Genomic DNA, 24,335 nt, shown 5'->3' with positions numbered 1-24,335 from the left:
CCGCCCGGCCCCGCCCGTCTCCGCCCGGAGGGGCGGAGAACGACGCGGGCCCGGGCCGCGGGGGGACCTCGCCCCCCGCGTCCCGGGCCCGTGCCCGGCCGGCCGGTGTCAGGCGCCGCCGGTGGCCGCCTCGACCTCGGCCATGAACTGCTCGGCCGCCTCGGCCGGGGTGATGTCGCCGAAGGCGAGGCTGTCGGTGACCCGCCCGGTGATCTCCACGACCTGGCCGGCGCCGATCGGCGGCGGCGGGTTGCCGTCCACGATCGTGCCCTCGATGCCGCTCATGAACTCGGCCATCTGCGCGTCGGCGCCGGGCAGGTCGTCGACGATCGCCTCACGCACCTCCACGTTGGCCGGGAGCCCCAGGTCGGCGAGGGTCAGCTCGGCCACCGCCGGGTCGTTGAGCATGTAGTCGACGAAGAGCGCCGCCTCCTCGGGGTGCTCGGACCCCGCGGAGATGGTGTAGAACATGGCCGGCTTGAAGAACCCGCCGGTCCGCTCGAACTCGGTCTCCCCCGGGTAGCGGAGCAGCTGGATGTCGCGGCCGGAGGACTCGGCCACCCCGCCGAGCTGGTTGCTCCAGAAGTGCGCCATCGCGCCCTGGTTGGTGGACACGACCGACTGGTCGACCCCGCCGCCCTGGATCTCCACGCCCTCGGCGGCGCTCGGCTGGCCGCCGTTGTCCTGGAGTTCCTGGGTGATCTCGAACCACGCCGTCAGGGTCTCCTGGGAGAAGCCCAGCGACCCGTCCTCGGCGTAGAGGTTCTCGCCGTGCTGGCGCGCGAAGACCTGGAACCCGGTCTCGTTGTAGCTCATGCTCTGGGTGCCGACGTACTCGCCGTCGCTGCCCTCGGTGATCTGCGCGGAGATCTCGACGTAGTCGTCCCACGTCCAGGTCTCGTCGTCGGGCATCTCCACGCCCGCGGCCTCGAAGGCCTCGGGGTCGGCGTGGATGGCGTAGGCGTTGACGCCGGTGGCCGCGCCGAAGGTCTGGCCGTCCAGGTCGCCGCTCTCGGCGATGAGCGGGTCCAGGCCGGACAGGTCCAGGCCGGCGGCCTCGTCGAGGTTCATGAGCGCGCCGCGGTCGGCGTACTCGCGCAGGTAGCGCTCCTCCTGCATGGCGATGTCGGGGGCGTCGTTGGCGGCGGTGTTGGTGGCCAGCCGGTCCCAGTAGGAGCTCCAGTCGGTGCTCTCCCCCGCGATGCGGATGCCGGGGTTCTCGGCCTCGAAGTTCTCGATGACCTGGAGCATGGTGGCCTGGCGCTCGTCGGAGCCCCACCAGGAGAAGCGGAGCTCGACGGTGTCGCCGTCGCCTCCGGAGCCTCCGCACGCGGAGGCGGCCATGACGATCGCGGTCGCGGCGGCGGTGGCGGTGGTGAGGGCGGAGCCGCGGCGGCCCGCGCGGGACCGTCCTCGGCCGGGGGGTACGCGCATGGTGGTGTTTCCCTTCGGCTGCTGCGTTCCGGGGGCTGCTGCGTCCCGGGAGGGGGTACTGCTGTCCGGTCGGGAGGGTGTGGTCGGGCCGGCGGACCGGCCGGGGCCGCCGCGCGCGGCGGAGGGAGTGCTGGAGCGGACGGGGTCGGGACCCCGGTCGCGACCGGGCCGGATCGGCCGGGGCTCCGGCCGGCGGCGCACCTGGTGGGGGCGTCGGGCCGGGGCGTCACGAACGGAGCGGTAGGGCCGCAATCGTGCTGGTAAGCGCTATCCATGTTCTCAAGTGTTCATTTTTTAGCACCGCGTCACGTGGGGTGTCAACGCTCCCTTTCTGAACACGACACCCGCACGTCACACCGCGAACCCCCGCCGAGCCCGCCACCACCGGCAGAACCACGGGAAACAGCCGTCCCGGGAGGACGGAGGGCGACGAATCCGGCCCGGCGCACCGCGGCACGCCGGATCGGACCCCTCGCGGCATCGTTCCCCCATCGCTTGCCCTCAGAGCCGGAAAGCGTTTACCATGCCGAACACGCACGCCACCGGCCGCACCGGACCTCCCCGGCGACCCGCCCGGGGCCCGAGGGACGGGGGACGGACCACCCGGCCGCACCGCACCGCGCACCGGGCCCGGGCGTCCGCCGGAGCGGGCGCGCGTGCCCGCTCCGGCGGACGAGGCACCGATCGGGCCACCGACCGCCCCGCCGCCGTCGCGCCCGCGGCCCGGGACGTCAGGACCGCGGGGACAGGGCCGCGCGGCTCTTGCCCATCAGCTGCGCCGAGCGGGCCGCGCGGGCCGTGACCAGGACGGTGGACCGGCGGCCGAAGAACCGCGACAGGGACGTGGCGAGCACGTTGCCGGCGCGCGAGAACGCGCTCGGGACCGACCGGCGGCGGTCGAGCGCCCGGACCAGCGCCAGGGCGACCTCGTCGGGGGTCTGGAAACCGCCCGGGTACCCCTCGGTACCGATCGCGTCGAAGAACTCCGTGCGGGTCAGTCCCGGCGAGAACGCCATGGCGCGCAGCCCGCTGCCCCGGGTCTCCCACCACAGCGCCTCCGTGAAGGACAGCACGAACGCCTTGGTCGCCGCATAGGCGGCCATCCCCGGGATCGGCTGGTAGGCGGCCATGCTGGCGACGTTGACCAGGTAGCCGTCGCCCCTCTCCGCCAGCCGGCCCACGAAGGCCCGGGTGAGGTCGACGACGGCGCCCACGTTGAGGGCGACCATCGCGCCGAGCTCCTCGGGGTCCTGGTCGCGGAACGCGCCGTCCATGCCGACCCCGGCGTTGTTGACGAGGCTGGTCACCTCCAGGCCGCGGCGGTCGATCTCGGCGGCCAGCTCCCTTCCCGCCCCGGGGCGGCCGAGGTCGGCGGAGACGGTCTCGACCCCGACGCCGTGGGCGTCGCGGAGTTCGGCCGCCAGCGCCTCCAGCCTCTCGGCGCGCCGGGCGACGAGGACCAGGCCCGTCCCGCGTTCGGCGAGCCTGCGGGCCAGGGCGGCGCCGATGCCGGAACTGGCCCCGGTGATGAGTGTGGTCTGCGAAGCGTGGTCGATGCTCATGCCGACACCTTACGACAGACTTGGCACTAGGTGTCAACTTTGTCGCTTGATGACGCACTGTGTAGAGTGCGGGGGTGCGCAGTGAAGAACCGGTGCCGGGCCTGAGGGAACGCACCCGCCGAGCGGTACACCGGGAGATCGCCGAGGCCGGGATGCGCCTCTTCCTCGAACGCGGTTTCGAGGACACGACCATCGACCAGATCGCGGAGGCCGCGGGGATCTCCCGCCGCTCCTTCTTCCGCTACTTCGGGACCAAGGAGGACGTGGTCCTCGGCGACCTCGTCGACCGGGGCCGCCGGGTCCGTGACGCGCTCGTGGAGCGCCCGCCCGAGGAGGAGCCCTGGGAGGCGGTCCGGTCCTCCCTGCTGAGCCTGCGCACCGTGCAGCCGGTCGACACCGACCGCGAGCTCCGGATTGGGCACATGCTGCACCGGACCCCCTCCCTGCGCGCCCGCCACATGGAGAAGCAGCTCGCCTGGAAGGAACTCCTCGTCCCCGAGCTCGCCCGTCGCCTGCGCGGCGCGGACGACCCGGACGGGACGGCGGCCGAGCACCGCGCCGCCGCGATCGTGGCCACCGCCCTGGCCTGCCTCGACGTGGCCAGTGAGACCTGGCTCCGCCTCGACGGAGCCGTCCCCCTCGAACAGCTGTGGGACGAGGCCGTCTCCGCCGTCCGGGGGTGAGGCCGCCGGGGGCGCCCGGGTCCGCGGCGCTTCGAACGTCCGGCGCCTTCCGCGCGGGCCTCAGACGCGCGGGTCGAGGTCCTCGGGGGTGAGCGGGCGGCCGGGCAGGGGCGCCGCCGAGCCGGGCCTCAGCCCGTCCAGCGCCAGGGCGAGGACGCGCTCGTACACCTGCGGCCCCAGCGCCCCGGCGGTGGTGCCCATGCCGGTGACCACGAGCGCCACGAGCATCAGCACGTCCCCGGTGCCCACGTCGGGGCGGAGCGCCCCCTCCTCCTGCGCGTCCCTGACCAGGCCGTCGATCACGAGCCTGAGCTCCCTGGCCGCGGCCCGGGCGGGCGCGTCGTCGCGGACGAGGGGCCAGGTGTGGGGAGAGAAGACCGTCAGGCGCAGCGTGAACCACAGCTCTGGCATGTCCTTGAGGCCCACGAGGAAGGACTCCCACCCGCGGCCGCCCTCGGCCCCGGCCTCCCTGGCCCGGGCGAGCAGGACCCCGAAGCTGTCCCTGGCGGCCTCGCGGACCAGCGCGTCGCGGTCGGGGAAGCGCCGGTAGAGGGTCCCCACCCCCACGCCGGCCCGGCGGGCGACCTCCTCCATCGGCACGTCGGCGCCGCGCTCGGCGAACACCGCCTTGGCCGCGGCGACGATCAGGTCGCGGTTGCGCCTCGCGTCGGCCCTCAGTGCCTGCTGCTCCGCCATCGCGCCACTCCCCTCGACTCCGACGCCCCATTGTCCATCACGCGAACCGGTGGACGATCACTCTCCGCCTTGGTACGGTCACTCACGTAAGCGGAAGGAATTCGTCCGCATAAGCACGGCACCGAGGGAGCCGAGTCGTGGCCGCAGAACAGCCGTCCGCCCTTCCCACCGCCCGCACCTGCCCGTACGCCCCCCGGCAGGAGCACGTCCGGCTCCGCGAGGAGCAACCCGTCAGCAGGGTCACCCTGCCCACCGGCACGCAGGCGTGGGCCGTGACCCGCCACGAGGACGTCCGCGCGCTGCTGGCGGACCCGCGCTTCAGCTCGGACCGGAGCCGGCCCGGCTTCCCCATGCTGGAGGAGAAGCGCAAGGAGTCCGCCTCCGTCCTGCCGAGGATGCTGGTCGGCATGGACCCGCCCGAGCACGGCCCGGCCCGCCGCGCGGTCCTGGGCGAGTTCACGGTCAAGCGGATGAACGCCCTCGGGCCGCGCATCCAGGAGATCGTGGACGAGCACGTGGACGCCATGCTGGCCGGGCCCCGCCCGACGGACCTGGTCCGCGCCCTGTCCCTGCCGGTCCCCTCCCTCGTGATCTGCGAACTCCTCGGGGTGCCCTACGACGACCACGAGTTCTTCCAGAGCAGGTCGGCCTCGATCGTGAGCCACACCGCCCCGCCCGAGGAGCAGAGGAGGGCCCTGGTCGACCTGGCGGTCTACCTGGAGGACCTGCTCCGGGCCAAGGAGGCCCGGCCCGGCGACGACCTGCTGAGCCGGCAGATCCTGCGCCGACGGGAGGAGAGGGGCTCCGTCGACCGCCGCGCCCTGACCGGCCTGGCCTTCCTCCTGCTCAGCGCGGGACACGAGACCACGGCCAACATGATCTCGCTGAGCGTGCTGCAGCTGTCCCGCGCCCCCGAGGCCCGGGAGGCGCTCCGGCGGGACCCGGGCGGGACGCCGCACGCCGTCGAGGAGCTCCTGCGGTACTTCACCATCGCCGAGCAGGCGGTGGGCCGCGTCGCCGCGGAGGACGTGGAGCTGGGCGGACAGCGCATCCGGGCCGGGGAGGGCGTCCTGGTCCTCTCCCACACCGCCAACCGCGACCCAAGGGCGTTCCCGGACCCCGACGCCTTCGACGCGGCCCGCGGGGCACGCCACCACCTGGCGTTCGGCTACGGCGCCCACCAGTGCCTCGGGCAGAACCTGGCCCGCATGGAGCTCCGGATCGTCATCGACACGCTGCTGCGCCGGATGCCCGGGCTCGAACCCGCGGTGCCCGCCGACGAGCTCCCCTTCAAGGACGACGCCGTCGTCTACGGCATCCACGAGTTCCCCGTCACCTGGTAGCGCGGGCGCGGCCCCGCCACGGCCGCCCGCGGAGGAGGAAGGACACGAGTATGAGGGTCGGCGTGGAGGAGGACCGCTGCTGCGGTTCGGGCCAGTGCGTGCTGCTGGCGCCGGAGGTCTTCGACCAGCGCGAGGACGACGGGACCGTGGTCCTGCTGGACGCGGCCCCGCCCGAGGCCCTGCACGGGGACGTCCGCGAGTCCGCGGCCCTCTGCCCGGGCGCGGCGATCCGCGTCGAGGAGGCATGAGGGCCGCCCCGGCGCGGTTCCCGCCGCCGGCGGGAATCGTCAGACCGGGTCGACGCGGGGCCTGAGCAGGCAAAACTCGTTGCCCTCCGGATCGGCGAGCACGTACCAGGGCTCCTGTCCGGTCTGGCCGATGTCGACGCGCTCGGCGCCCGCGGCCAGGAGGCGCTCGAGCTCGGCGTCCTGGTCGCGGTCGGTGGCGTTGACGTCGATGTGGAGCGGCAGCCTCCCGTTCCTCGGTGTCCAGGCGCGGGAGCAGGCCGGTGTGGATGGTACAGAAGGCCAGGATTTCGGTCTGCAACCCGCACATGGGGTCCGGAAAGCGCGAGTGGTGGCCACTCGTCTCCGCGGCAACGCACCCGGCCGAACGAAACCGGCGCACGCGGACGTCAAGAAATTCGGCCGTATCCCTGACAGCGGCGGACACCGCACCAGCAGCGTTCCCAGAGCCGGCGCAAGCGCGCTGCCCCAAGAGAGGACTGCAACAAGCGCCAGGAAGCCCAACTCGGCAGCATTTTCCTGCACCCCACCCCGGACGCCCCCACCCGGGCCGCCTGCACCGACCCGGGGGAGGGAGGAGAAGGAGACCGCAGTCGCCTTTCGGCAGTGAGCGCACACCGACGTCACCTCGATCGCAAGCATGGTGGAGTGCTTCCACCACACCTCGGGCGGGAAATGGGCCTGTGTCCGCTCCTCCACCTTCGGAACTGAGGAGGCGCTGCCAAGGTCATGCTTCGCTGCACTCACCACTGGTTCCACACCGCGGTCAGCGGCCCTCCCGATGCCCTCGCACTTGCCTTTCATATCGGTGCACCTCATGGTCTTTTGGGCCACTTATGCCTGACAGTCCGATGGCGCGCTCGAAAGTCGGTACCACTCCTGGCTCAGGTCAGACCCAGAAGAACTTCGCGTCCTTCCGTGCCGTCCTCTGAGTAGCTGATAACCACTGCACCGGGGGCTGCCGTGGCGGACAGAACCGCCTCGTTGGCTTCCAGCCCGGCATCGCTGACATCGATGTCCGTAGGCTCGGCATCGCTTCCCCACTCGTGGAACCACACCCGCGCTTCCGAATCACGAGTGTCGGAGCCATGGACGACGACACCACCTTCCAGGGCCACCGGATACTCTGTCTGGCTTGTTCCTCTAGGCATGGAGATCGCTTCCAGAACCGTCCCAGACTGATCTGTCCTCCGATATTCGGAGTCCTCTCCGAATTGGATCACGACTGACTCGTCCTCAAGGACTCCGATGACCGCGCCGTCCCACTCTCCGAAGACCTCCCCGGTTGCAACGTCGAACACGCGAGTAGCACCGCTCTGCGTCCTGACCGCCAGGTATTGATCGGTGAGGGGATCGTAACGGCGTTCGGGGGCGTTCAATTCAGGTTCGGAGCTTCCGAAGCCCTCTTCGAACCGCCACAACTCCTCACCCGAGGTCAGGTCGCGGCCGAGGAGGCCGGCTCCGTCACCGCCCCCTGCACAGGAGTAACCCTCCAGAACGATGTCGCCCATGACCATACCCACGGTGGTGTCACTACTCGTAGCCTCGATGGTCGTGCACTCGGGCGGCTCTTGCTGGACCCACAGGTTCTCACCGGTGTCGAGCGCAACCGCTCTCAGGGCGGGATCATCGAAGGGGTCGCGGGCGATCCTCACGCCGTGGGCCACGTTCCGGCTGAAGGCTCCTGCATCGATACCGCTGTCACCGCTGGAGCTCTCCTCGATCGCGAATTCCTGGAGGACTTCCCCCGTGGACGGATCCAATTCGACCAAGCTTGGGCCAGCCTCGGAGCCCTCTGCCTCGACAGCCAAATAGTCGCCTGCATGTGAGGCATACGCCGCACGGGCGTTGTCTCCCACCCGGTACTGCCACAACTCCTCACCGGTGTCTCCCGCCAGAGCGACGAATCCGTCGTCCAGGAGTACCACGATACCCACGGGAACTGGAACTGTATCGACGAGGCGAGACCCTTCTGGCACCTCCCATTCCCAACCAACTCGTTCAACACGCTCCGGGTAGGCGAGATCCCGGGGATCATCGTTGATGGACTGAGTATCACCGGAGGACAGGCCACAACCAGCCAAGGGCAGCAGCAATGCGACGCAGGTCGCCGACAGCAGGTGGAATCGTCCCGTCGCACCCATACCGAATCTGCTCCTCACCACTTCCCCCAGGCCATACCCAGAGTCCCCAAGAAGTTGTCGACTGCACTCTTCGTACTGCCTTCACCATCCACCCATGGCCGCTCATCGACATAGTCGTACAAGTTGGCCCGTACGGAGTCGAGGCTCTCCTCGTTGATTTCCCACTCATAGGGATCGAGGGGAATGTAGCGGTCCTCGCCGTCACCCATGACTACACCGGGGTGGAGACCCGCCAAGGCGTCCATGACTTCGGGATCATTGGCCGCCAGTGCGCTGATGGCGAGATGTTGCATGTCCTCCGCAGGCATCCAGTCACCCGCCGTCTCGATCGTGTTTCCCGAAGGCGGATTGTCTGATATCTCAAGAGCTTCCTTGGCCAGGAACTTCGCCACTTCGACAACGACGCCGGAGGCATTCCTGTCACCAGCCAAACCGCCGATGGTGTCTACTACCCCATTGCGTATTTTGTTCGCATGGTTGACTGCTTCAGTATTATCTATCGCCCGCCGCGCACTCTCGTTCTCCAACGCAACGTCGACCAAACCGAGCAGAGAACCATAGGAGTTGGCCCCGCTATGGTCTCTGTTTCCATCACCCAGGGAGAATCCTCCCATGGTCTCCGCCCCATGGAGAACGACCTCGCTGTAGGTGCTCTGTGCAGCTTCAGCATCACCCATAATGAGTTCTACGAAGTGTCGGCGCCCGTCCGGACTCAGGTACAAGCGGTTCTGTTCGTCGTCCCAGCGCGTTCCGTAATCCGTTTCGTCGTTCGTTTCACCGAGGCCCTCCGTGTTGGCGAAAACGTCCATGTAGGAGACGAAGATATCGGACCAGGAATCAGCGACTTCAGGATTGAGGTGACCGGCGGCGACGTTGCGCCATGTGACGTCGTCGTCTCCTGTGACCTCGTGCCCCGTGGAGAACATGGATTCTCTGAACTCCTCGTCTTCCATCCTTTCCACCAGGGCTGCGAGAGCTTCGGCGGATCTCTGCTCCTCAGGCGTGAGTTCCGAACGAACCTCGGAACTCTCGTCCGGGGGTATACGATCCTCAGGAGCGGCTGCGTCCTCTGCGATCCAGTCGGTCAGACCGCGCACCGACTCACCACCATCATCCCAATCAAAGGTAAACAAGGAAGTCAAGGCGTGATCGAGCATCTCCTCTGCGGATTCATGCGGGGTGCTCGGTATGAAATCCCCGTTCTCATCCTTGAAGTTCGGATGAACAAAATCGCCAGTAATGATGGCGTGATTCGCGTCGTTGTTTCGCGTGGAATTGTCGAGGAGGGTTCCCGCGTCCTCCTGACTCAGCCAGACGTCGAAGTTTCCTTCTGATCCGCCTGCATAGAGACCCATGGAGAGCGTGAGAGTACTCGAGAATCCATAGCCTCCCTCCAGGTCGGGATTGGTGTGACGAAGAAGGTCGGCCAACGCACCCGCGTCATCCGCCCACTCATGGATCATGTAGAGATCCGTGGAGTTCGGGGACTGAAGGGCTGGCCCCTCAGCGGCTTCGCGTACGCTCGCCGGCAGGTCGTAGTAACCTCCGCCGAGGCGGTTGTCGGACAGAGCGAGGATTCCATCTCCGAGCACTCCCAGTGCGTGCTCGCGCTCCTCGGCCGTCAGATGATCCCCCTCCATCTCCGCGGGGAGACCGAGCACACCGTTGCCGTTGGGGTTCTCCTCCTCCAACCTCTCGTAGAAGGCACGAAGGAAGTCCATCTCCTCTTCGCGGTATCCTGTACCACCCTGTTGCGCCTGTGTCGCATTAGCGGTGATCATGCTCATCATGAGCATGAGCTCGTGATAGCGGTCATCCAACGGCTTGCCACCGGACCAGTAGGCCCCCAGTTCCTCGGCCCACTCCTCGGCGTTCTCTTCAGTCAATTCGCGGCCATCGACCAGCATGGTGTAGTGGTTCGGGTCGATGTTGTAGAAGGCCCAAGAGTTGACCCCGGCGTCAATGAGCGCTTGAACGTTCTCCTTCGTGGGCCCCTGGCGCAGTTTTTCGGCGATCTCGTCGGCGTGGTCCTCGAACTTTTGGTAATTGGTGCGTTCGCGCCCCTCCAGGTCCTCCGCCTTCGACGCGACCTCCTCGTAGATTGAACGACACTTGTTGGCGTCACCGAGCAGACCGAGCCCCTCCCTCTCGGGATATACCGCGGTGATGGTCTGCCCCTGGTATTTGTCAGGGACCTCGCCCCGCTTCGCCCTGAGGAACTCCCACCACTCGGTCATCTGCGCGGAGCGCTCCTCCTTGAAACTCTCCACGTGCTGCGCCCACATCTCGATCATGGAGGACGCGTAGACGATCGAGGTTCCGGCGTTCCGCCATAGCTGCAGTTCCTCAGCGGACTGGTCTCTAATGTTCCAAGCCAGGAGATCAGTGAATTGGGTAGCCGTGTCGTTGAAGTCTGCGTCGAGATCGTCAGCCCTGCCCAGGAGCCGAGCCTGAAGAGTATCCAGGTCTTCCGCACGGGCTCGGATAGCCGTAGCGTTCGCAGACGTAGTTCGGGCCAGGAAGGAGATGTCGAAGTTTGCCAAGGTGTGCTCTGCCATCGGGGAATAATGGTGGACAGGGGAAGTCTGAGCAGGGCTGGGGGTCAGAAGTTGACTTGGAGGTCCACGCCGAGATCCCAGGGTGTCTTGTAGTCTCCGGCGGACTCCTGATCGTTGCGCGAGATCTCGGAGGCGCCCGCCTGAATGTTCTCGGCGAGCTGCAGGCCGTGCTCCTGTACCTCGACGATGGCCGGGCCGTATTCATCCTTGTACGCCCGCAGAGCCGAGGAGACCTCATCCCGCTGGGCGACAGTCTCCGCGTCCTCCATGATCAGGTCGAACATGTCAGCCAGTCCCGCCATCGACTCCGCCAAGGCTTCAGCCAACTGAGCGCCCTCGTAGCCCTCGATCGGATTTCCACCGGTCTCACTTGACATGTCGAAAGTCTCTCTCGGGTCGGGGATGGCCATTAAAGGGGTGCCGTGCGACACACAACAGCAATGCCACAACTACGGGAAGTAAGCGACACTATAGCCATTCGAGCGCAAAGGTTGAGCCGTCCCAGGCCGTGGAAGGCCCCTACGGGGAGGCCACATCCGGACACACCAGAGCCCCTCCCGGACACGCGAGAGGGGTTGACCCAACGGTCACGCACAGCATATGCCTGACACTCAGAGCACCACGGGAGGTGCCATGGGCCAGCTTCATGCCTACGCGGAGACCGGGAGGTCCTGACAACGGGGACGTTCTCCCGCACCCAGGAACACAGCATCACTGGCACTGAGTCCTCAGGTGCGTGCCGGGCACCGGGTCCGACCGTTCGCCCGACTCCGAGGGGTACGACTGCGCGCTCCACTATCCCGAGACAGGTTCAGCCCTGCTTCGCCCCCGGCCAAGCCGTTACACGGCCACTGCCGGCAGCAACAGTGTCTTCTCGTGCCGAGTGGGACGGAGGCTCTGATAGGGCCGAGTTCGGTAGAACTGTGTTTGCGAAATCTCAGACCAGGGTGCTCAGTCGTCCCCGCTCGAACTTTACGAGTATCAGCCAGACGATCGAAGGCCAGTTCTGTCAGCTGTGGAAGAGCTCCGGGCATCCGAAGGGCGCATCATCCGACTTTAGGTGGGTCAGCCGCCGGCGGGAACCGTCAGACTGGGTCGACGCGGGGCCTGAGCAGGCAGAACTCGTTGCCCTCCGGATCGGCGAGCACGTACCAGGGCTCCTGCCCGGTCTGGCCGATGTCGACGCGCTCGGCGCCCGCGGCCAGGAGGCGCTCGAGCTCGGCGTCCTGGTCGCGGTCGGTGGCGTTGACGTCGATGTGGAGCGGGAGCCTCCCGTTCCTCGGCTCGTCGCTGCGCAGGAGGACCAGCTCGGCCTGCGGGCCGTCGGCCCCCTCGCGCGGGCCGATCCCGACGCCCTCGTCCGCCTGGGCGTGCACGACGAAGTCCAGGACCTCGCACCAGAACCGCGCCAGCGCCTCGGGGTCCCGGGACTTGAGCACGAGGCCGGTGATACGGCATGCCATGGTCGGAACCTGCTCTCAGCTCGGAGACTGCCCGGACGGCCGCGCGGGCCCGCACGGCCGGTCACCCGTGCGACGGTACCCGGCGGGGCCCGCGTGGGCCAGGGGGTTCCGGACCGGGCGCGCCGCGTGCGCGGAGGCGCGCCGGTGGGCAACGTCGATCGCCGCCATCTCGACGCCGCATGCGCGGAGCGGCGGATCTACCAGCGCCGGCGCACGGTGCCCTTGGGCCCGGCCACCAGGCTCGCCGCCGGCACGTCGTCGGCCACGGTCGTCCCGGCCGCGACGACGGCGTCGCGGCCGATGCTGACGCCGGGCAGGATCGTGGCCCCGGCGCCGATCCACACGTTCTCGGCCACATCGATGGGGGCGCCGCTGAGGAACCGGTGCCGCTCGCCGGGGTCCACCGGGTGGCCCACGGTGATGAACGTGGCCTTCGGGCCCACCATCACCCCCTCGCCCAGCCGGATTCCGGCGTAGTCGAGGAACGTGCAGCCCTGGTTGACGAAGACCCGCTCCGCCAGCTCCAGGCACAGGCCGTGGTCGGTGTAGAAGGGCGGGTGGACCGTCACCCCCGCGGGCAGGGGCCGGCCCAGGATCTGCTCGAGCAGCGCGGCCCTTCCGGCCTCGTCGTCGAAGGGGAGGACGTTGAGGCGGGAGGTCAGCTCCATGGCCCGCAGCACCCTCTCGCTCATCGCCCTGAACTCGGGCCCCAGGACGCGCTCGCCCCTGGCCAGGAGCTCCGGGTCGTGGATCGGCATGAAGCGGTCGTCGGTCGTCATGCGGCGATTGTGGCGCAACCCCGTCCGGAGCGGGATGTCCGTGATCCGTCGGCGGGCTCCCCTCTCCGTGCCCGGAGGCGGACCGCGCCGACGCCTGCGTCAGACCTCGTCCCCCGCCCCCTCCGCGGGGCCGGCCGCGTCCGGCGCCGACAGCACGTCGAAGGCGCGGCGCCGGTGGGCGGCGAAGAGGGCGAGTGCGGCCACGGCGTCGCGGGCGCGCAGGGCCCCGGCGAGTTCGCGGTGCTCCCCCGGGACGTGCGCGAGGTAGTCCTCCGTGCTGACGCGGACCCTGGTCAGCAGGAACAGGTGGACCTGGGACCGGATCGCCCGCCAGGCGTCCACCAGCCGCCCGTGGCCGGAGGCGTCGTAGACGGCGTCGTGGAAGGCGATGTCGCAGCGCACGAGCGCGTGCTCGTCCCCGGCCCGCTCCATCCGCTCCGCGAGCCCGGCGACGGCGTCGAGCTCCTCGTCGGAGGCGCGGGCGACCACCTCCCGGACGGCCAGCTCCTCCAGCGCGCCCCGGAGGCTGTCGAGTTCGGCCACGTCACGCGGGGACAGGGTGGTGACCGTGGCCCCGCGGTGCCAGGCGCTGCGGACCAGGCCCTCGCGCTCCAGCCGGAGCAGGGCCTCGCGCACCGGGCCGCGGCTGACCTCCAGCACCCGGGAGAGCTCCACCTCGCGCAGCGGGGCGCCCGGCGCGTAGACCCCGCTGAAGACGGCCTCCCGGACGCGGTCGGCGACCTCCTCGGCCAGCCCCCTGCGGCGTGCGGGCGCCACCGTGCCCCGTTCGTCCGCCACTCCTGCCTCCTTCTTTTGTCGCAATGTTAACATTGCGACATCGCTTCTCGGCGGCACGCCGGGAGCGCTCCTCAAGGAAGGCGGACCGCACACATGACCGTCCTCGACTCCCCGATCCCGCGGTTCCACCTGGCCGTGCCGGTGGACGACCTCGCGGCCGCGCGCCGCTTCTACGGCAAGGTACTCGGCCTGGAACAGGGGCGCAGCTCCGACACCTGGGTGGACTGGAACCTGCACGGCCACCAGTTCGTCACGCACCTGGCGCCCGCCCGGTCCGAGCGCGTGCACAACCCTGTCGACGGCCACGACGTGCCGGTACCGCACTTCGGGCTGATCCTGCCCGTCGACGCGTTCCACGAACTCGCCGGACGGCTGCGCGAGGCGGGGACGGAGTTCGTCATCGAGCCCTACGTGCGCTTCGAGGGGCAGCCCGGCGAGCAGTGGACGATGTTCCTGCTCGACCCCGCCGGCAACGCCCTGGAGTTCAAGGCGTTCGCCGACGACTCGCAGGTCTTCGCCGTCTGAGCGGACGGCCCGGGGCCCAGGCCCGCCCGCGGTCCTGCGGGCGGGGCCGGCCCCCGGCCACCGGGCGGAGCCCGTTCCGGCCGCGGGTCGGCGGGCGGGGGCGGCTTCGGGCCCCGGGTCAGACCGCGGTGCCCGTCCCCGCGCCCTCCGCCTGCACACCCCGGAGCCAGCGCACGGCCTGCTCGCTGCCGGCGTCCAGGTCCCCGGGCAGGTCGTCGAGGAAGGTCTGGTCGCCGTGCCTGGCCATCTCGGCGCGCACGGCCTCGGGGTCGCCCTCCTCGATGACCCTCAGCAGGCGGCGGTGGCGCAGCACGTTCGCGGTGGCCGTCTCGTTGCGGTGCGCCCGGGCGTGCCGGTTGAGCACCATGCACAGCTTCATCTGGAGCTGGAGCGACCGGTAGGTCTCCTCCAGCCGCCGGTGCCCCGACAGGCCGACGACCGCGGTGTGGAACTCGAACTTCTGCTCCGACAGCTCGGCCTCGTCCCGGGCGTCGGCGGCGGCCTCCATGCGGCGCAGCGCCTCCCAGCACCGCTCCAGCCGCCGGGGCTCGACCACGGGGATGCCCAGGTCGATGGCCATGTTCTCCAGCTGGTGGCGCAGGGTCATGATCTCGTAGACGTCGTGCAGCGTGAGCGGGGTGACGACCGCCCCCCGGTGCGGGGACTGGCGCACCAGCCCCTCGTGCTCCAGTCGGCGCAGCGCCTCGCGCAGGGGCGGCCTGCTGATGTTGAGCTGCTGCGTGAGCCGGTTCTCCACCACCCGCTCCCCGGGCAGCAGCTCCCCGGCCAGGATCATCCGCCGGATCGAGCGCGCCGCCAGCTCCACCATGCTCGGCGGCTTGACGATCCGCTGGTCGCCCCGCGCCCCGGCCCCGGTGCCGGCCGCCTCGGACCGGTCCATGGTCCCTCCCTCGTCCTCGCCGTGCGGGGCCCCGGCCGGGGCCCCGCCGTTCCATACTGTCACCGTCGCGCGGGCCGCCCCGGCTCCAGTGCGGCCGCGACCAGCTCCACCGGGTGCCAGGCGCGGCGCTCGGTCCCGTGCCCGATCTGCTGGCGGCACGAGACCCCGGTCGCGGCGACCACCGTGTCCTCCTCCTCGGCCTCGATGGCGGGGAAGAGCCGGTCCGAGCCGACCTTCATGGACATCTCGTAGTGCTCGGCCTCGAACCCGAACGACCCGGCCATCCCGCAGCACCCCGCGTCGAGCTCGACGACCTCCGCGCCGGGGATGCGGCGCAGGAGCGCCATGGTCGCGCCCGTGCCCACCTCGGCCTTCTGGTGGCAGTGGCCGTGGAAGAGGATCCGCCGCCCCGCGGGCCAGGAGTCCGCGGACAGGGTCAGCCGTCCCGCGTCCAGGGCCTCGGTCAGCAGCTCCTCGACCTGGCGCACCCGCCCGGCGACGTCGGCGACGCGGGGGTCGCCCGGCAGCATCGACGCGGCCTCGTCCTTGAGGGTGAGCACGCAGGAGGGCTCGCAGCCGACGATCGGCGTGCCGGCGGCGGCGCCCTCGCTGAGGAGCCCGACCAGCCCGCCGACCTTGGCCTTGGCGTCGTCGACGAGCCCCTTGGACAGGCTGGACCGCCCGCAGCACCCCCGGCTCTCCAGGCGGACCCGCCATCCCGCCCGTTCGAGGAGGCCGATGGCGGCCCGGCCGATCCCCGGCTCGGTGAAGGTCGAGAAGGAGTCCGCGAGGAAGGTCAGCTCGCCCAGGGGCGCCTCCCCCGCGGGCGCACCCCTGCGGCGGAACCAGCGCACCAGGTTCTGGCGCTCGAAGCTCGGCAGGGGGCGCCGCGCGGTGATCCCGGTGGCCCTCTCCATCAGGCGCCGCAGCACCGGCCACCGGTTGGGCAGCCCGCTCAGCGGCGCGGTGGCCGATCCCAGCCGGTACAGGGTGCGCACCGCCCCGAAGATCCGCGTGCGCAGCGGGACGCCGTGGACGTCGTGGTAGTGCGACTGGGTCTCGCTCTTGAGCTTGGCCATGTCCACGCCCAGGGGGCACTCGCTCTTGCACGCCTTGCACATGAGGCACAGGTCGAGGACCTCGTGGAGGCGCTCGTCTCCCAGGGCCGCCGTGGGGTCGGGCTCGGACAGCGCCTTGACCAGGGCGTTGGCCCGGCCGCGGGTGGCGTGCTCCTCGTCGCGGGTGGCGATGTAGGAGGGGCACATCGCCCCCGTGGTGCTCTTGCGGCACAGGCCGATGTTCATGCACCGGTCGGCGGCCCCGCGCATGCCGCCCACGACCTCGAAGGCGAGCCGCGTCCGCACCGGGGCGGCCTCGGGCAGGGCCGGGTCGCGCAGGTGGTCGGTCATGGGGGGCGCGTCGACGATCTTGCCGGGGTTGAGCAGTCCGGCGGGGTCGAAGACCCGCTTGACGTCCTGCATGGCCGCGTACAGCTCGGGTCCGAAGATCTGGCGGTTGAACTCGCTGCGGGCCAGCCCGTCGCCGTGCTCGCTGGAGTTCACCCCTCCGTACTCGGTGACCAGGTCCTTGACCTCCTCGGCGACCGCGCGCATCCGCTCGGCCTCCCCCGGCACCGCCAGGTCGACGAACGGGCGGATGTGCAGGCAGCCCACCGAGCAGTGGCCGTAGAACCCGGCCTCCATGCCGTGCCGGTCGAGGATCTCCTTGAAGCGGGTGGTGTACTCCACCAGGTGGACGGGGTCGACGGCGGTGTCCTCCACGAACGCGAGGGGGCGCCGGGTGCCGCTGCCCGCCGCCATGAGCAGGCCGAGGCTGGACTTGCGCACCTTGAGCAGGGCGGCCTGCTGCTGCGGGGTCACCGCCTCCAGGGTGTGGTAGCCGTGCCCGGAGGTCTTCCAGGTGCGGGTGAGCCGGTGCAGCCGGTCGACGAGCTCGGCCTCGTCGTCGCCGGTGAAGGAGACGAACAGCAGGGCGTCGGGGTCGCCCTGGAGGATGTCGCCGAGGGAGGCGTACTCGATGCGCTGCCGGGACAGGTCGAGGATGGTGCGGTCCATCAGCTCCACGGCGGCGGGGTCGTGCGCCAGGGCGTCCTGGGTGGCCGCGATCGCGGCCGGGACGCTGGTGAAGTGGCCGACGGCGATGACGGTCCGCGCGGGCTTGGGGACGAGGTCGACCTCGGCCCCGGTGGCCAGCACGAGGGTGCCCTCGGAGCCGACGACGAACTTGGCCAGGTCGAAGGCGGGGTCCTGCGCGAGCCGGTCCAGCCGGTAGCCGCACGCCCGCCGCCAGAAGTCCGGGTACCCGGTGGCGACGGCCTCGGCGTTCTCGCGCAGGATGCGGGCCAGGCCCCGGTGGATGTCGCCCTCCAGGCCGTGGCGGGCGGCGAGGTCGGCGCGCTCGGCCCCGGAGTAGGGACGCAGCGTGGTGCGCGCGGCGTCGGCCAGGACCACGTCCAGGGCGCGCACGTGGTCGATGGTCATGCCGTAGCGCAGGGAGCCGCTGCCCGCGGAGTTGTTGCCGATCATCCCGCCGACGGTGGCGCGGTTGCTGGTGGAGGTGTCGGGGCCGAACATCAGGCCGTGGGGGGCCGCCGCCGCGTTGAGCTCGTCCTGGACCACGCCGGGCTGGACGCGGGCCACACGGGCCTCGGGGTCCAGGGAGAGGATGGAGCGCATGTGCCGCGACATGTCGACGACCAGGCCCGCCCCCACGGTCTGCCCGGCCAGGCTGGTGCCGGCGCCGCGGGGGGTCAGCGTCACGCCGAGGCCGCCCGCGACCGAGGCGACCGCCGCGACCTCGTCTGCGTCGCGCGGGAAGACGACGCCGAGCGGCGTGATCGCGTACATGCTCGCGTCCCGGGAGAACAGGTGGCGCGAGTAGTCGTCGAAGCGGGTGTCCGTCACCCCCTCGCGGCGGAGCAGCTCCCGGGCCTCCGCGGCGAGCCCGGCGGGCGCCGCTCCTCCCCCGCCCGCTCCGCTCGTGCCGCTCTTCTGCGTCGTGCTGGTCATCGCCGCCTCCATCGCTCGCGTCCGCCCCGGTCCGGGGCCCCTCGGGTCGGTCGTCCGGTCCGTCTCAGTGCTCGTCCAGCAGCTTCAGCGCCGCCGCCAGTCCGTCGCCGGCGGGCGTGATCCCGGCGTGGCCCAGGCCCATCTGCACCCCGGCGAGCGCGCCGGCGATGGTGAGGTCGTTGGTGTGGCCCAGGTGCCCGATGCGGAAGACCCGCCCGGCCAGGCGGCCCAGCCCGGCGCCCAGGGACATGTCGTAGCGGTCGAGGATCACCTTCCTGACGTGGTCGGCGTCGTGCCCCTCGGGCACGAGCACCCCGGTGAGGACGCCCGAGTACTCGCGCTCGTCCGCGCAGAGCACCTCCAGTCCCCAGGCCCGGACCGCGGCGCGGACCGCCCGGCCGTAGCGGTCGTGGCGGGCGAAGACGGCGGACAGCCCCTCGGCGTTCAGGATGCGCAGCGCCTCGCGCAGGCCGTAGAGGAGGTTGGTGGCCGGGGTGTAGGGGGTGAACCCGCGCGCGTTGGCCTCCAGCATCGGCGCCCAGTCCCAGTAGGACCTGGCCGTGCGCGCGGTGCGCGACGCCTCCAGCGCCTTGGGGCCGACGGCGTTGAAGGCGAGTCCGGGCGGCAGCATGAGCCCCTTCTGCGAGCAGGACACGGTGACGTCGACGCCCCACTCGTCGTGCCGGTAGTCCACCGAGCCGAGGGAGGAGATGGTGTCGACGAGGAGCAGCGCGGGGTGGCCGGCGGCGTCGATGGCGCGGCGCACGTCGGGGATGCGGCTGACCACGCCGGTGGAGGTCTCGTTGTGAACCACGCACACGGCCTTGATCCGGTGTCCGGTGTCGGCGGCCAGGATCTCGGCGATGCGGTCGGGGTCGGCGCCGCGCCGCCAGTCGCCCGGGAGGACCTCCGCGTCCAGGCCGAGCCTGTCGGCCATCTCGCTCCACAGCGTGGAGAAGTGGCCGGTCTCGGAGCAGAGCACGCGGTCGCCCGGGGAGAGGGTGTTGACCAGGGCGGCCTCCCAGGCCCCGGTTCCCGAGGAGGGGTAGACGATCACGGGTCCGGTCGTGCCGAACACCGGGGGCAGGTCGCGCAGGAGCCCGCTCATCAGGTCGCTGAAGCCGGGGCCGCGGTGGTCGACGGTCGGCGCGGACATCGCACGCAGGACCTCGTCGGGAACGTTGCTGGGGCCGGGAATCTGGAGGAAGTGGCGGCCGGTGGCGTCATCCATGGTGATCCTCTCGAAACAATATCCGCATAGTGGAATATTGATTCCACTAAACGGATCCTAGAAGCCCCAACCCGATCGCCACAACCCCCTTGTCGCCGCCGGATCCCCACTTTACTGTGACTCACATCTCAGGCAATGGTTGACGTCGGCAGATTCAACGGAGATACTTCTGCAAGACAGAATCTATATTCCACAATACGAAATAGTGGAATACAGCGGTGCGTCAGTCGCCCCCCACCGACACCCAGGCCCGCGAACCCACGGCGCATCCCGGCCCCCACGGCCCCCGTCCGACTCTCCGCCGCCGAGCCTTCACAGGAGGCCACGTGCCCGCAGAAGTCATCTCGATCGTCGTCCTCGTCCTCGTCTTCCTCATCGCGACCCTCACCTCCGTCCACATGGGGGCCCTCGCCCTCTTCGCCGCCTTCGTCGTCGCCCTCGCGGTGGCGGGCGAGAGCACCGACGACGTGTTCGGCGGGTTCCCCGGCGACCTGTTCGTCGTCCTGGTGGGCGTCACCTACCTGTTCGCCCTGGCCAGGAACAACGGCACCGTCGACTGGCTGATCCAGGTCGCCGTCCGCGGCGTCGGCGGACGCGTCGCCCTCATCCCGTGGGTGATGTTCGGCGTCACCGCGGTGCTGACCGCCGCGGGCGCGGTCGTCCCCGCCGCCGTCGCGATCGTCGCCCCGGTCGGCCTGGGCTTCGCCCTGCGCTTCAGGATCAACCCCGTGCTCATGGGCCTGCTGATCATCAACGGCGCCAGCGCGGGGGGCTTCTCCCCCATGAGCATCTACGGCACCATCACCAACGGCGTCGTGGCGCGCAACGGCCTGGAGGGCTCCCCGCTGCTGCTCTTCGCCGCGACGTTCGCCTTCAACGTGCTGCTCAGCGTGGCCGTCTTCTTCCTGTTCGGCGGCCGCTCCCTGCTGGGCCGCCGGGAGGGCGAGGAGTCCGCGCCGCCCCCGCCCGCCCCCGAGGAGGGCGGCGGTCCCCGCGAAGCGCTCCCCGGACCCGTCGGCGGCGGCACGGCCCCGTCCGCCGCCCCCGGTCGGCGGACGGGCGGGCCGACCGCCACCGCGACCAGGCCGGAGGGCTCGGCCGGGACCGACGGCGTCGGGGCCGCCGCGGCCGTGGAGGAGGAGCGGATCGTCCTCACCAGGGACCGCGTCCTGACCCTGCTCGGCATCGCCGCCCTGGGCGTGGGCGCGCTCGCCTTCGGCCTCGACGTGGGCCTCACCGCGATCAGCGTGGGCGTGGTGCTGAGCATCGTCTCCCCCGGCGGCGCCAAGGGGGTCGTCAACCAGGTCGCGTGGCCCACCGTGCTGCTGATCTGCGGGATCGTCACCTACGTCAGCCTCATGGAGCGCATGGGGACGATCGACTTCCTCGGCGGCAGCGTGGCCTCCATCGGCATCCCGCTCCTGGCGGCCCTGGTGATCTGCGTGGTGGGCGGCGCGGTCTCCGCGTTCGCCTCCACCACCGGCATCCTCGGGGCGGTGATCCCGCTGGCCGTGCCCTTCCTGCTGGTCGGGGAGGTCGGCGCGATCGGGATGATCACCGCACTGGCGATCTCCTCCTCGGTGGTCGACTCCTCGCCCTTCTCCACCAGCGGGGCGCTCGTCGTGGCCAACGCCACGCCGGACCAGCGCGACCTCGTCTTCCGCCGGCTCATGGTGTGGGGCATGAGCATGATCGTGGTGGCCCCGCTGCTGACCTGGGGGATCCTCGTCCTCCCCGGCTGGCTGTAGCCGCCACGCGCCGGGGCGGCGGGGCCTCGTGCCCCGCCGCCCCGGCGCCGTTCAGCCGCGGTCCTCCCCGATCGCGTACCGGCGGCGCGCGGCGCCCCCCGCCACCAGCGCGGCCTCCGCCGCCGAGGGGCCCGCCGCGGCGACGGCCGCGCGCAGGGACCGCCAGGCCGTGGCGTGGTCGGCGGCCAGCCGGACGACCGGCCAGTTGCCCGCCAGCATCGACCGGCGCGCGCCGAACGCCTCCAGGGCCCGGCCGACCCAGGGGACCAGCAGGTCGGGCTCCCACTCCCAGCCGACCAGGACGTCGCCGCCGACCGAGACCTTCACGGAGGCCGAGGGCAGGGCGGCCAGCCGGTCGATCCACCCCTCCCACGCCTTCGGCTCCCCTCCGGCCAGGGGCGGGGTGGCCAGGTGGTCCACCACGATCGGCAGGTCGGGGCAGGCCGCGGCCACCTGCTCCACCAGGGCGACGTGGGACTCCGACGTCACCACGAGCTCCCAGAGCAGCCCGGCCCGCTCGGCGGAGCGCATGGTCGCCAGGAGGGCGGGGTCGGCTCGGGTGCCCGGGGGCACCGCCGCCCGGAACCCCCTGACCAGGCCGGTGAGGGCGCGCACCCGTGCGAGCTCGCGCTCCGCCGCGACCTGGTCGGCCAGGGGCAGCCAGATCACCAGGGCCCCGGCCGGGGGGAACTCCCGGGCGTAGGCCGCCAGCCGGTCGTTCTCCCCGGGACCGGCCGCGCACTGGACCAGGACCGTGCGCCCGACCTCTCCCCCGGCCAGCTCCCGTTCCAGGTCGGCGGGGGTGAACGCACGGTCGAGCACGGCGGTCCCCGGGGTGCGCGGGCGGACGCCGACCGGCCAGAAGTGCTGGTGCGCGTCGACCGCGGCGGGGGTGGGAGGGGCGGAGGTGGGAGGCGTGGCGGAGGTGGACTGCATGGGGGCTCCTTGCTCCAGAGATCCGGGCCCCTGAATTGTAGACAATAGTTCGCTAGCCAATAGGCCGAGATTCCGGGCCGCACGGATCCCCTTCGCCCTCCATGGACCACACCCCCGCACACGGCAGCGGCCCGGTCCCGGGGTGGACACCCCTGGGACCGGGCCGCTGCGCCTCCGGGCACCGGTCGCCGCAGGCCGCCCACGGGGGCGGCTCGTGGTCAGGCGGGCTCGGACAGTCGCGCCGCCAGGGCACGCACGCAGTCGTCCAGGGCCCGGTCGAGTACGGCACGGTCGCCGGTGGCCGACCACAGGTCGCTCAAGCCGCTGGCCAGCACCATGATCGTGGTCGCGACCTCCCGGGCGGGACGGGCGAGCGCCACGCCGGAGGCGGCCGACCACTCCGCTATCCGCTCGGCGGCGGCGCCCACGTACCTCTCGTGCTCCCAGCCCGGCAGATCGGCCAGCGCCGGGTCGCGGCGGGCCAGGGCGATGAGCTCGTCGAGCATCGCGTGGTGCCCCGGGTCGGCGCGCACGCTCTCCAGCTGCGCCTCCAGGACGTTGCGCAGCACGCCTTCCAGGTCGGTCGACCGGGAGGAGCGGTGCCCGGCGCTTTCGACCGAGCGGTCCACCTCGCTCTGCAGCAGGGCGCGGACCAGCGCCGTCTTCGTGCCGAAGCAGTAGTGGACCGAGCCGTGCGGCACGCCGGCGCGCTCGGCGATGGCGCGGGTGGTGGCGGCCGCCACCCCCTGCTCGCGCATCACCTCCGCCGCCGCGGTGAGCAGCTGGGCACGTCGTTGTTCGATGGGCAGGTGCTCGCGCACCGCCGCCGTGTCTCGCCTGGTCGCCATGGGGTGCAAGATTACACGCGCAAGTTTTGGCCATTTGGCCAAAAATGAGGGTAGCCTGTGGGCACCACCGACCACGGGAGAGCGATCATGCACATCAGACAGGCCGGCGCGGACGACGTCGCGGCGTCCGCCGCGATCCTGGCCGAGGCGTTCGAGGACGACCCGCTCCTGCACGACTTCGTGCCCGACGGCCCGGACCGGCGCCCACGCCTGGCCCTGCTCTTCGCCGCCCTGATGCGCAGGGGGGCGCTGCGCCACGGCGCGGTGGACGTGGCCGAGGTCCCGGGCGAGGGCATCGTCGGCGTCGCGGTGTGGGAGGGTCCTGGCCCGGCGCCCGGGGCGGGATGGGCCACCCTGCGGGAGGCCTGCGCCCTCGTGCGGGCCATGGGCGTACGGGGGCTGGTGTCCTCGTACCCCGTGCGGCGGGCCTTCGCACGCCACCGGCCCGGGCGCGCGCACTGGTACCTGGACCAGATCGGGGTCTCCGCCGCCGGGCGCGGCCGGGGGGTGGGCGGCGCCCTCCTGGCCCACGGGCTGGAGCGGGCCGACCGCGAGGGCCTGCCCTCGTACCTGGTCTCGTCCACCGAGCACAACCGCCGCCTGTACCGCCGCCACGGTTTCGGGGACGGGGAGATCGTCGCGGGCGCGCGCGGCGCGGCCCCGATGGCGATGCTGCGCGAACCGGGAAGCGTCGCACCGGCCTGACCGGACCGGAGGCCGCCGGGCCCCGCCGACGAGGGCGGGGACTCCCCCGGCGCCCGGCGGCGCCGAAGGCCCGTGTCCCCGCCGGGGCCGGACCCCTCCCGTGTTCGGGCCGGAGCACGGCCGGGCGTGACGCGCCTCACGCGTGCGGCGGCCACGGGGATGTCACGCCCGGCCCGCCCGCTCCCGTCCTTGCCGTGTCAGCCCCGACACCGCAAGGAGAACACCATGCAGGCCCGACTCGACCTCTTCGGCAACGCCCTCGCCACGAAGCTCATGAAGCACATCGCCTCGGCGGGCAGGGCCATCGGGGAATCGACGCTTCCCCGCACCACCCAGGAGCTGGTGCAGCTCCGCGTCAGCCAGATCAACGGCTGCGCCTTCTGCACCGACATGCACACCAAGGAGGCGGCACGGGCCGGGGAGACGGCCGTGCGCATCAACCTGGTCGCCGTCTGGCGGGAGGCCACGGTCTTCACCGGGGCCGAGCGCGCCGCCCTGGAGCTGGCCGAGCAGGGCACCCGCATCGCCGACGCCGCCGGCGGGGTGGACGACGGGGCGTGGGAGAGGGCCGCCGAGCACTACGACGAGGACCAGCTGGTCGCCCTGGTCTCCCTCATCTCCTTCATGAACACCGTCAACCGGCTGAACGTCATGGTCCGGACCCCCGCGGGCGACTACCAGCCCGGCCAGTTCGGCTGATCCTTCGC

Annotated in this window: 22 protein-coding genes; 7 read left to right on the top strand and 15 right to left on the bottom strand. The window is 71.2% G+C overall.

Annotation, left to right across the window (positions count from 1 at the left end; genetic code table 11):
• Positions 1-108: 108 nt before the first annotated feature.
• Both ACQPYD_RS12470 and ACQPYD_RS12465 read right to left on the bottom strand, forming a co-directional pair.
• Entirely contained in the window at positions 109-1,434 is a 1,326-nt protein-coding gene (locus ACQPYD_RS12470) for an ABC transporter substrate-binding protein (protein WP_433701135.1), read from the bottom strand.
• A 731-nt stretch (positions 1,435-2,165) separates the two neighbouring features.
• Positions 2,166-2,996 carry an SDR family NAD(P)-dependent oxidoreductase gene (locus ACQPYD_RS12465; protein WP_433701134.1) on the bottom strand — a complete coding sequence of 277 codons (831 nt, stop codon included), beginning with the start codon at positions 2,994-2,996 and terminating at the stop codon, positions 2,166-2,168.
• 74 nt (positions 2,997-3,070) lie between these two features.
• On the opposite strand from ACQPYD_RS12465, the gene ACQPYD_RS12460 reads away from it, so the two are divergent.
• Complete coding sequence (locus ACQPYD_RS12460) at positions 3,071-3,679, top strand: TetR family transcriptional regulator (protein WP_433701133.1); 609 nt, start codon at positions 3,071-3,073, stop codon at positions 3,677-3,679.
• 60 nt (positions 3,680-3,739) lie between these two features.
• Here the strand turns inward: ACQPYD_RS12460 and ACQPYD_RS12455 are convergent, their stop codons facing one another.
• The gene (locus ACQPYD_RS12455) at positions 3,740-4,375 is read right to left on the bottom strand and encodes a TetR/AcrR family transcriptional regulator (protein WP_433701132.1); all 636 of its coding nucleotides are present in this window, start codon (positions 4,373-4,375) and stop codon (positions 3,740-3,742) included.
• A 137-nt stretch (positions 4,376-4,512) separates the two neighbouring features.
• Between ACQPYD_RS12455 and ACQPYD_RS12450 the strand changes: the two genes are divergently transcribed.
• Complete coding sequence (locus ACQPYD_RS12450) at positions 4,513-5,718, top strand: cytochrome P450 (RefSeq protein ID WP_433701131.1); 1,206 nt, start codon at positions 4,513-4,515, stop codon at positions 5,716-5,718.
• 50 nt (positions 5,719-5,768) lie between these two features.
• On the top strand, positions 5,769-5,966 hold the full coding sequence (locus ACQPYD_RS12445) for a ferredoxin (RefSeq protein ID WP_433701130.1): 198 nt from the start codon (positions 5,769-5,771) through the stop codon (positions 5,964-5,966).
• A 39-nt stretch (positions 5,967-6,005) separates the two neighbouring features.
• On the opposite strand, the gene ACQPYD_RS12440 is transcribed toward ACQPYD_RS12445, so the two are convergent.
• The 7 genes from ACQPYD_RS12440 to ACQPYD_RS12410 form a co-directional block, all read right to left on the bottom strand.
• Entirely contained in the window at positions 6,006-6,302 is a 297-nt protein-coding gene (locus ACQPYD_RS12440) for a VOC family protein (protein WP_433701129.1), read from the bottom strand.
• 545 nt (positions 6,303-6,847) lie between these two features.
• On the bottom strand, positions 6,848-7,900 hold the full coding sequence (locus ACQPYD_RS12435) for a PQQ-binding-like beta-propeller repeat protein (protein WP_433701128.1): 1,053 nt from the start codon (positions 7,898-7,900) through the stop codon (positions 6,848-6,850).
• Between the two features lie 221 nt (positions 7,901-8,121).
• Entirely contained in the window at positions 8,122-10,665 is a 2,544-nt protein-coding gene (locus ACQPYD_RS12430; RefSeq protein WP_433701127.1) for a hypothetical protein, read from the bottom strand.
• A gap of 44 nt (positions 10,666-10,709) precedes the next feature.
• Complete coding sequence (locus ACQPYD_RS12425) at positions 10,710-11,042, bottom strand: hypothetical protein (RefSeq protein WP_352984638.1); 333 nt, start codon at positions 11,040-11,042, stop codon at positions 10,710-10,712.
• 708 nt (positions 11,043-11,750) lie between these two features.
• Positions 11,751-12,128, bottom strand: a complete 378-nt coding sequence (locus ACQPYD_RS12420; protein ID WP_433701126.1) for a VOC family protein — start codon at positions 12,126-12,128, stop codon at positions 11,751-11,753.
• Between the two features lie 197 nt (positions 12,129-12,325).
• Complete coding sequence (locus ACQPYD_RS12415; RefSeq protein ID WP_433701125.1) at positions 12,326-12,907, bottom strand: sugar O-acetyltransferase; 582 nt, start codon at positions 12,905-12,907, stop codon at positions 12,326-12,328.
• A 99-nt stretch (positions 12,908-13,006) separates the two neighbouring features.
• Positions 13,007-13,705 carry a GntR family transcriptional regulator gene (locus ACQPYD_RS12410; protein ID WP_433701124.1) on the bottom strand — a complete coding sequence of 233 codons (699 nt, stop codon included), beginning with the start codon at positions 13,703-13,705 and terminating at the stop codon, positions 13,007-13,009.
• Positions 13,706-13,798: 93 nt separating this feature from the next.
• Between ACQPYD_RS12410 and ACQPYD_RS12405 the strand changes: the two genes are divergently transcribed.
• A complete protein-coding gene (locus tag ACQPYD_RS12405) occupies positions 13,799-14,230 on the top strand; it encodes a VOC family protein (RefSeq protein WP_330161965.1) in 432 nt (143 codons plus the stop codon).
• A gap of 118 nt (positions 14,231-14,348) precedes the next feature.
• Here ACQPYD_RS12405 and ACQPYD_RS12400 read toward each other — a convergent pair whose 3' ends face one another.
• From ACQPYD_RS12400 to ACQPYD_RS12390, 3 genes are all read right to left on the bottom strand, one after another.
• Positions 14,349-15,131 carry a GntR family transcriptional regulator gene (locus ACQPYD_RS12400; protein WP_433701123.1) on the bottom strand — a complete coding sequence of 261 codons (783 nt, stop codon included), beginning with the start codon at positions 15,129-15,131 and terminating at the stop codon, positions 14,349-14,351.
• A 59-nt stretch (positions 15,132-15,190) separates the two neighbouring features.
• The gene (locus ACQPYD_RS12395) at positions 15,191-18,160 is read right to left on the bottom strand and encodes an FAD-binding and (Fe-S)-binding domain-containing protein (RefSeq protein ID WP_433701122.1); all 2,970 of its coding nucleotides are present in this window, start codon (positions 18,158-18,160) and stop codon (positions 15,191-15,193) included.
• Positions 18,161-18,224: 64 nt separating this feature from the next.
• The gene (locus ACQPYD_RS12390) at positions 18,225-19,391 is read right to left on the bottom strand and encodes a pyridoxal-phosphate-dependent aminotransferase family protein (RefSeq protein ID WP_433701121.1); all 1,167 of its coding nucleotides are present in this window, start codon (positions 19,389-19,391) and stop codon (positions 18,225-18,227) included.
• Positions 19,392-19,717: 326 nt separating this feature from the next.
• On the opposite strand from ACQPYD_RS12390, the gene ACQPYD_RS12385 reads away from it, so the two are divergent.
• A complete protein-coding gene (locus ACQPYD_RS12385) occupies positions 19,718-21,139 on the top strand; it encodes an SLC13 family permease (RefSeq protein ID WP_433701120.1) in 1,422 nt (473 codons plus the stop codon).
• Between the two features lie 51 nt (positions 21,140-21,190).
• Here ACQPYD_RS12385 and ACQPYD_RS12380 read toward each other — a convergent pair whose 3' ends face one another.
• Both ACQPYD_RS12380 and ACQPYD_RS12375 read right to left on the bottom strand, forming a co-directional pair.
• Positions 21,191-22,075, bottom strand: coding sequence for an amidohydrolase family protein (locus ACQPYD_RS12380; RefSeq protein ID WP_433701119.1), 885 nt, complete (start codon positions 22,073-22,075; stop codon positions 21,191-21,193).
• 218 nt (positions 22,076-22,293) lie between these two features.
• Positions 22,294-22,923, bottom strand: coding sequence for a TetR/AcrR family transcriptional regulator (locus ACQPYD_RS12375; protein WP_433701118.1), 630 nt, complete (start codon positions 22,921-22,923; stop codon positions 22,294-22,296).
• Between the two features lie 87 nt (positions 22,924-23,010).
• Between ACQPYD_RS12375 and ACQPYD_RS12370 the strand changes: the two genes are divergently transcribed.
• Both ACQPYD_RS12370 and ACQPYD_RS12365 read left to right on the top strand, forming a co-directional pair.
• Entirely contained in the window at positions 23,011-23,628 is a 618-nt protein-coding gene (locus ACQPYD_RS12370; protein WP_433701117.1) for a GNAT family N-acetyltransferase, read from the top strand.
• A gap of 225 nt (positions 23,629-23,853) precedes the next feature.
• Positions 23,854-24,327: a carboxymuconolactone decarboxylase family protein gene (locus tag ACQPYD_RS12365; RefSeq protein ID WP_433701116.1), complete on the top strand. Its 474-nt coding sequence runs from the start codon at positions 23,854-23,856 to the stop codon at positions 24,325-24,327.
• The last annotated feature ends 8 nt before the right edge of the window (positions 24,328-24,335 follow it).

Origin of the sequence: Nocardiopsis sp. CA-288880 (genome assembly GCF_050955985.1) — a bacterium.
GTDB classification, from domain to species: domain Bacteria; phylum Actinomycetota; class Actinomycetes; order Streptosporangiales; family Streptosporangiaceae; genus Nocardiopsis; species Nocardiopsis tropica.
The sequence above is the reverse complement of the archived record's forward strand: the minus strand, read 5'-3'. Positions and strand labels throughout refer to the sequence as shown.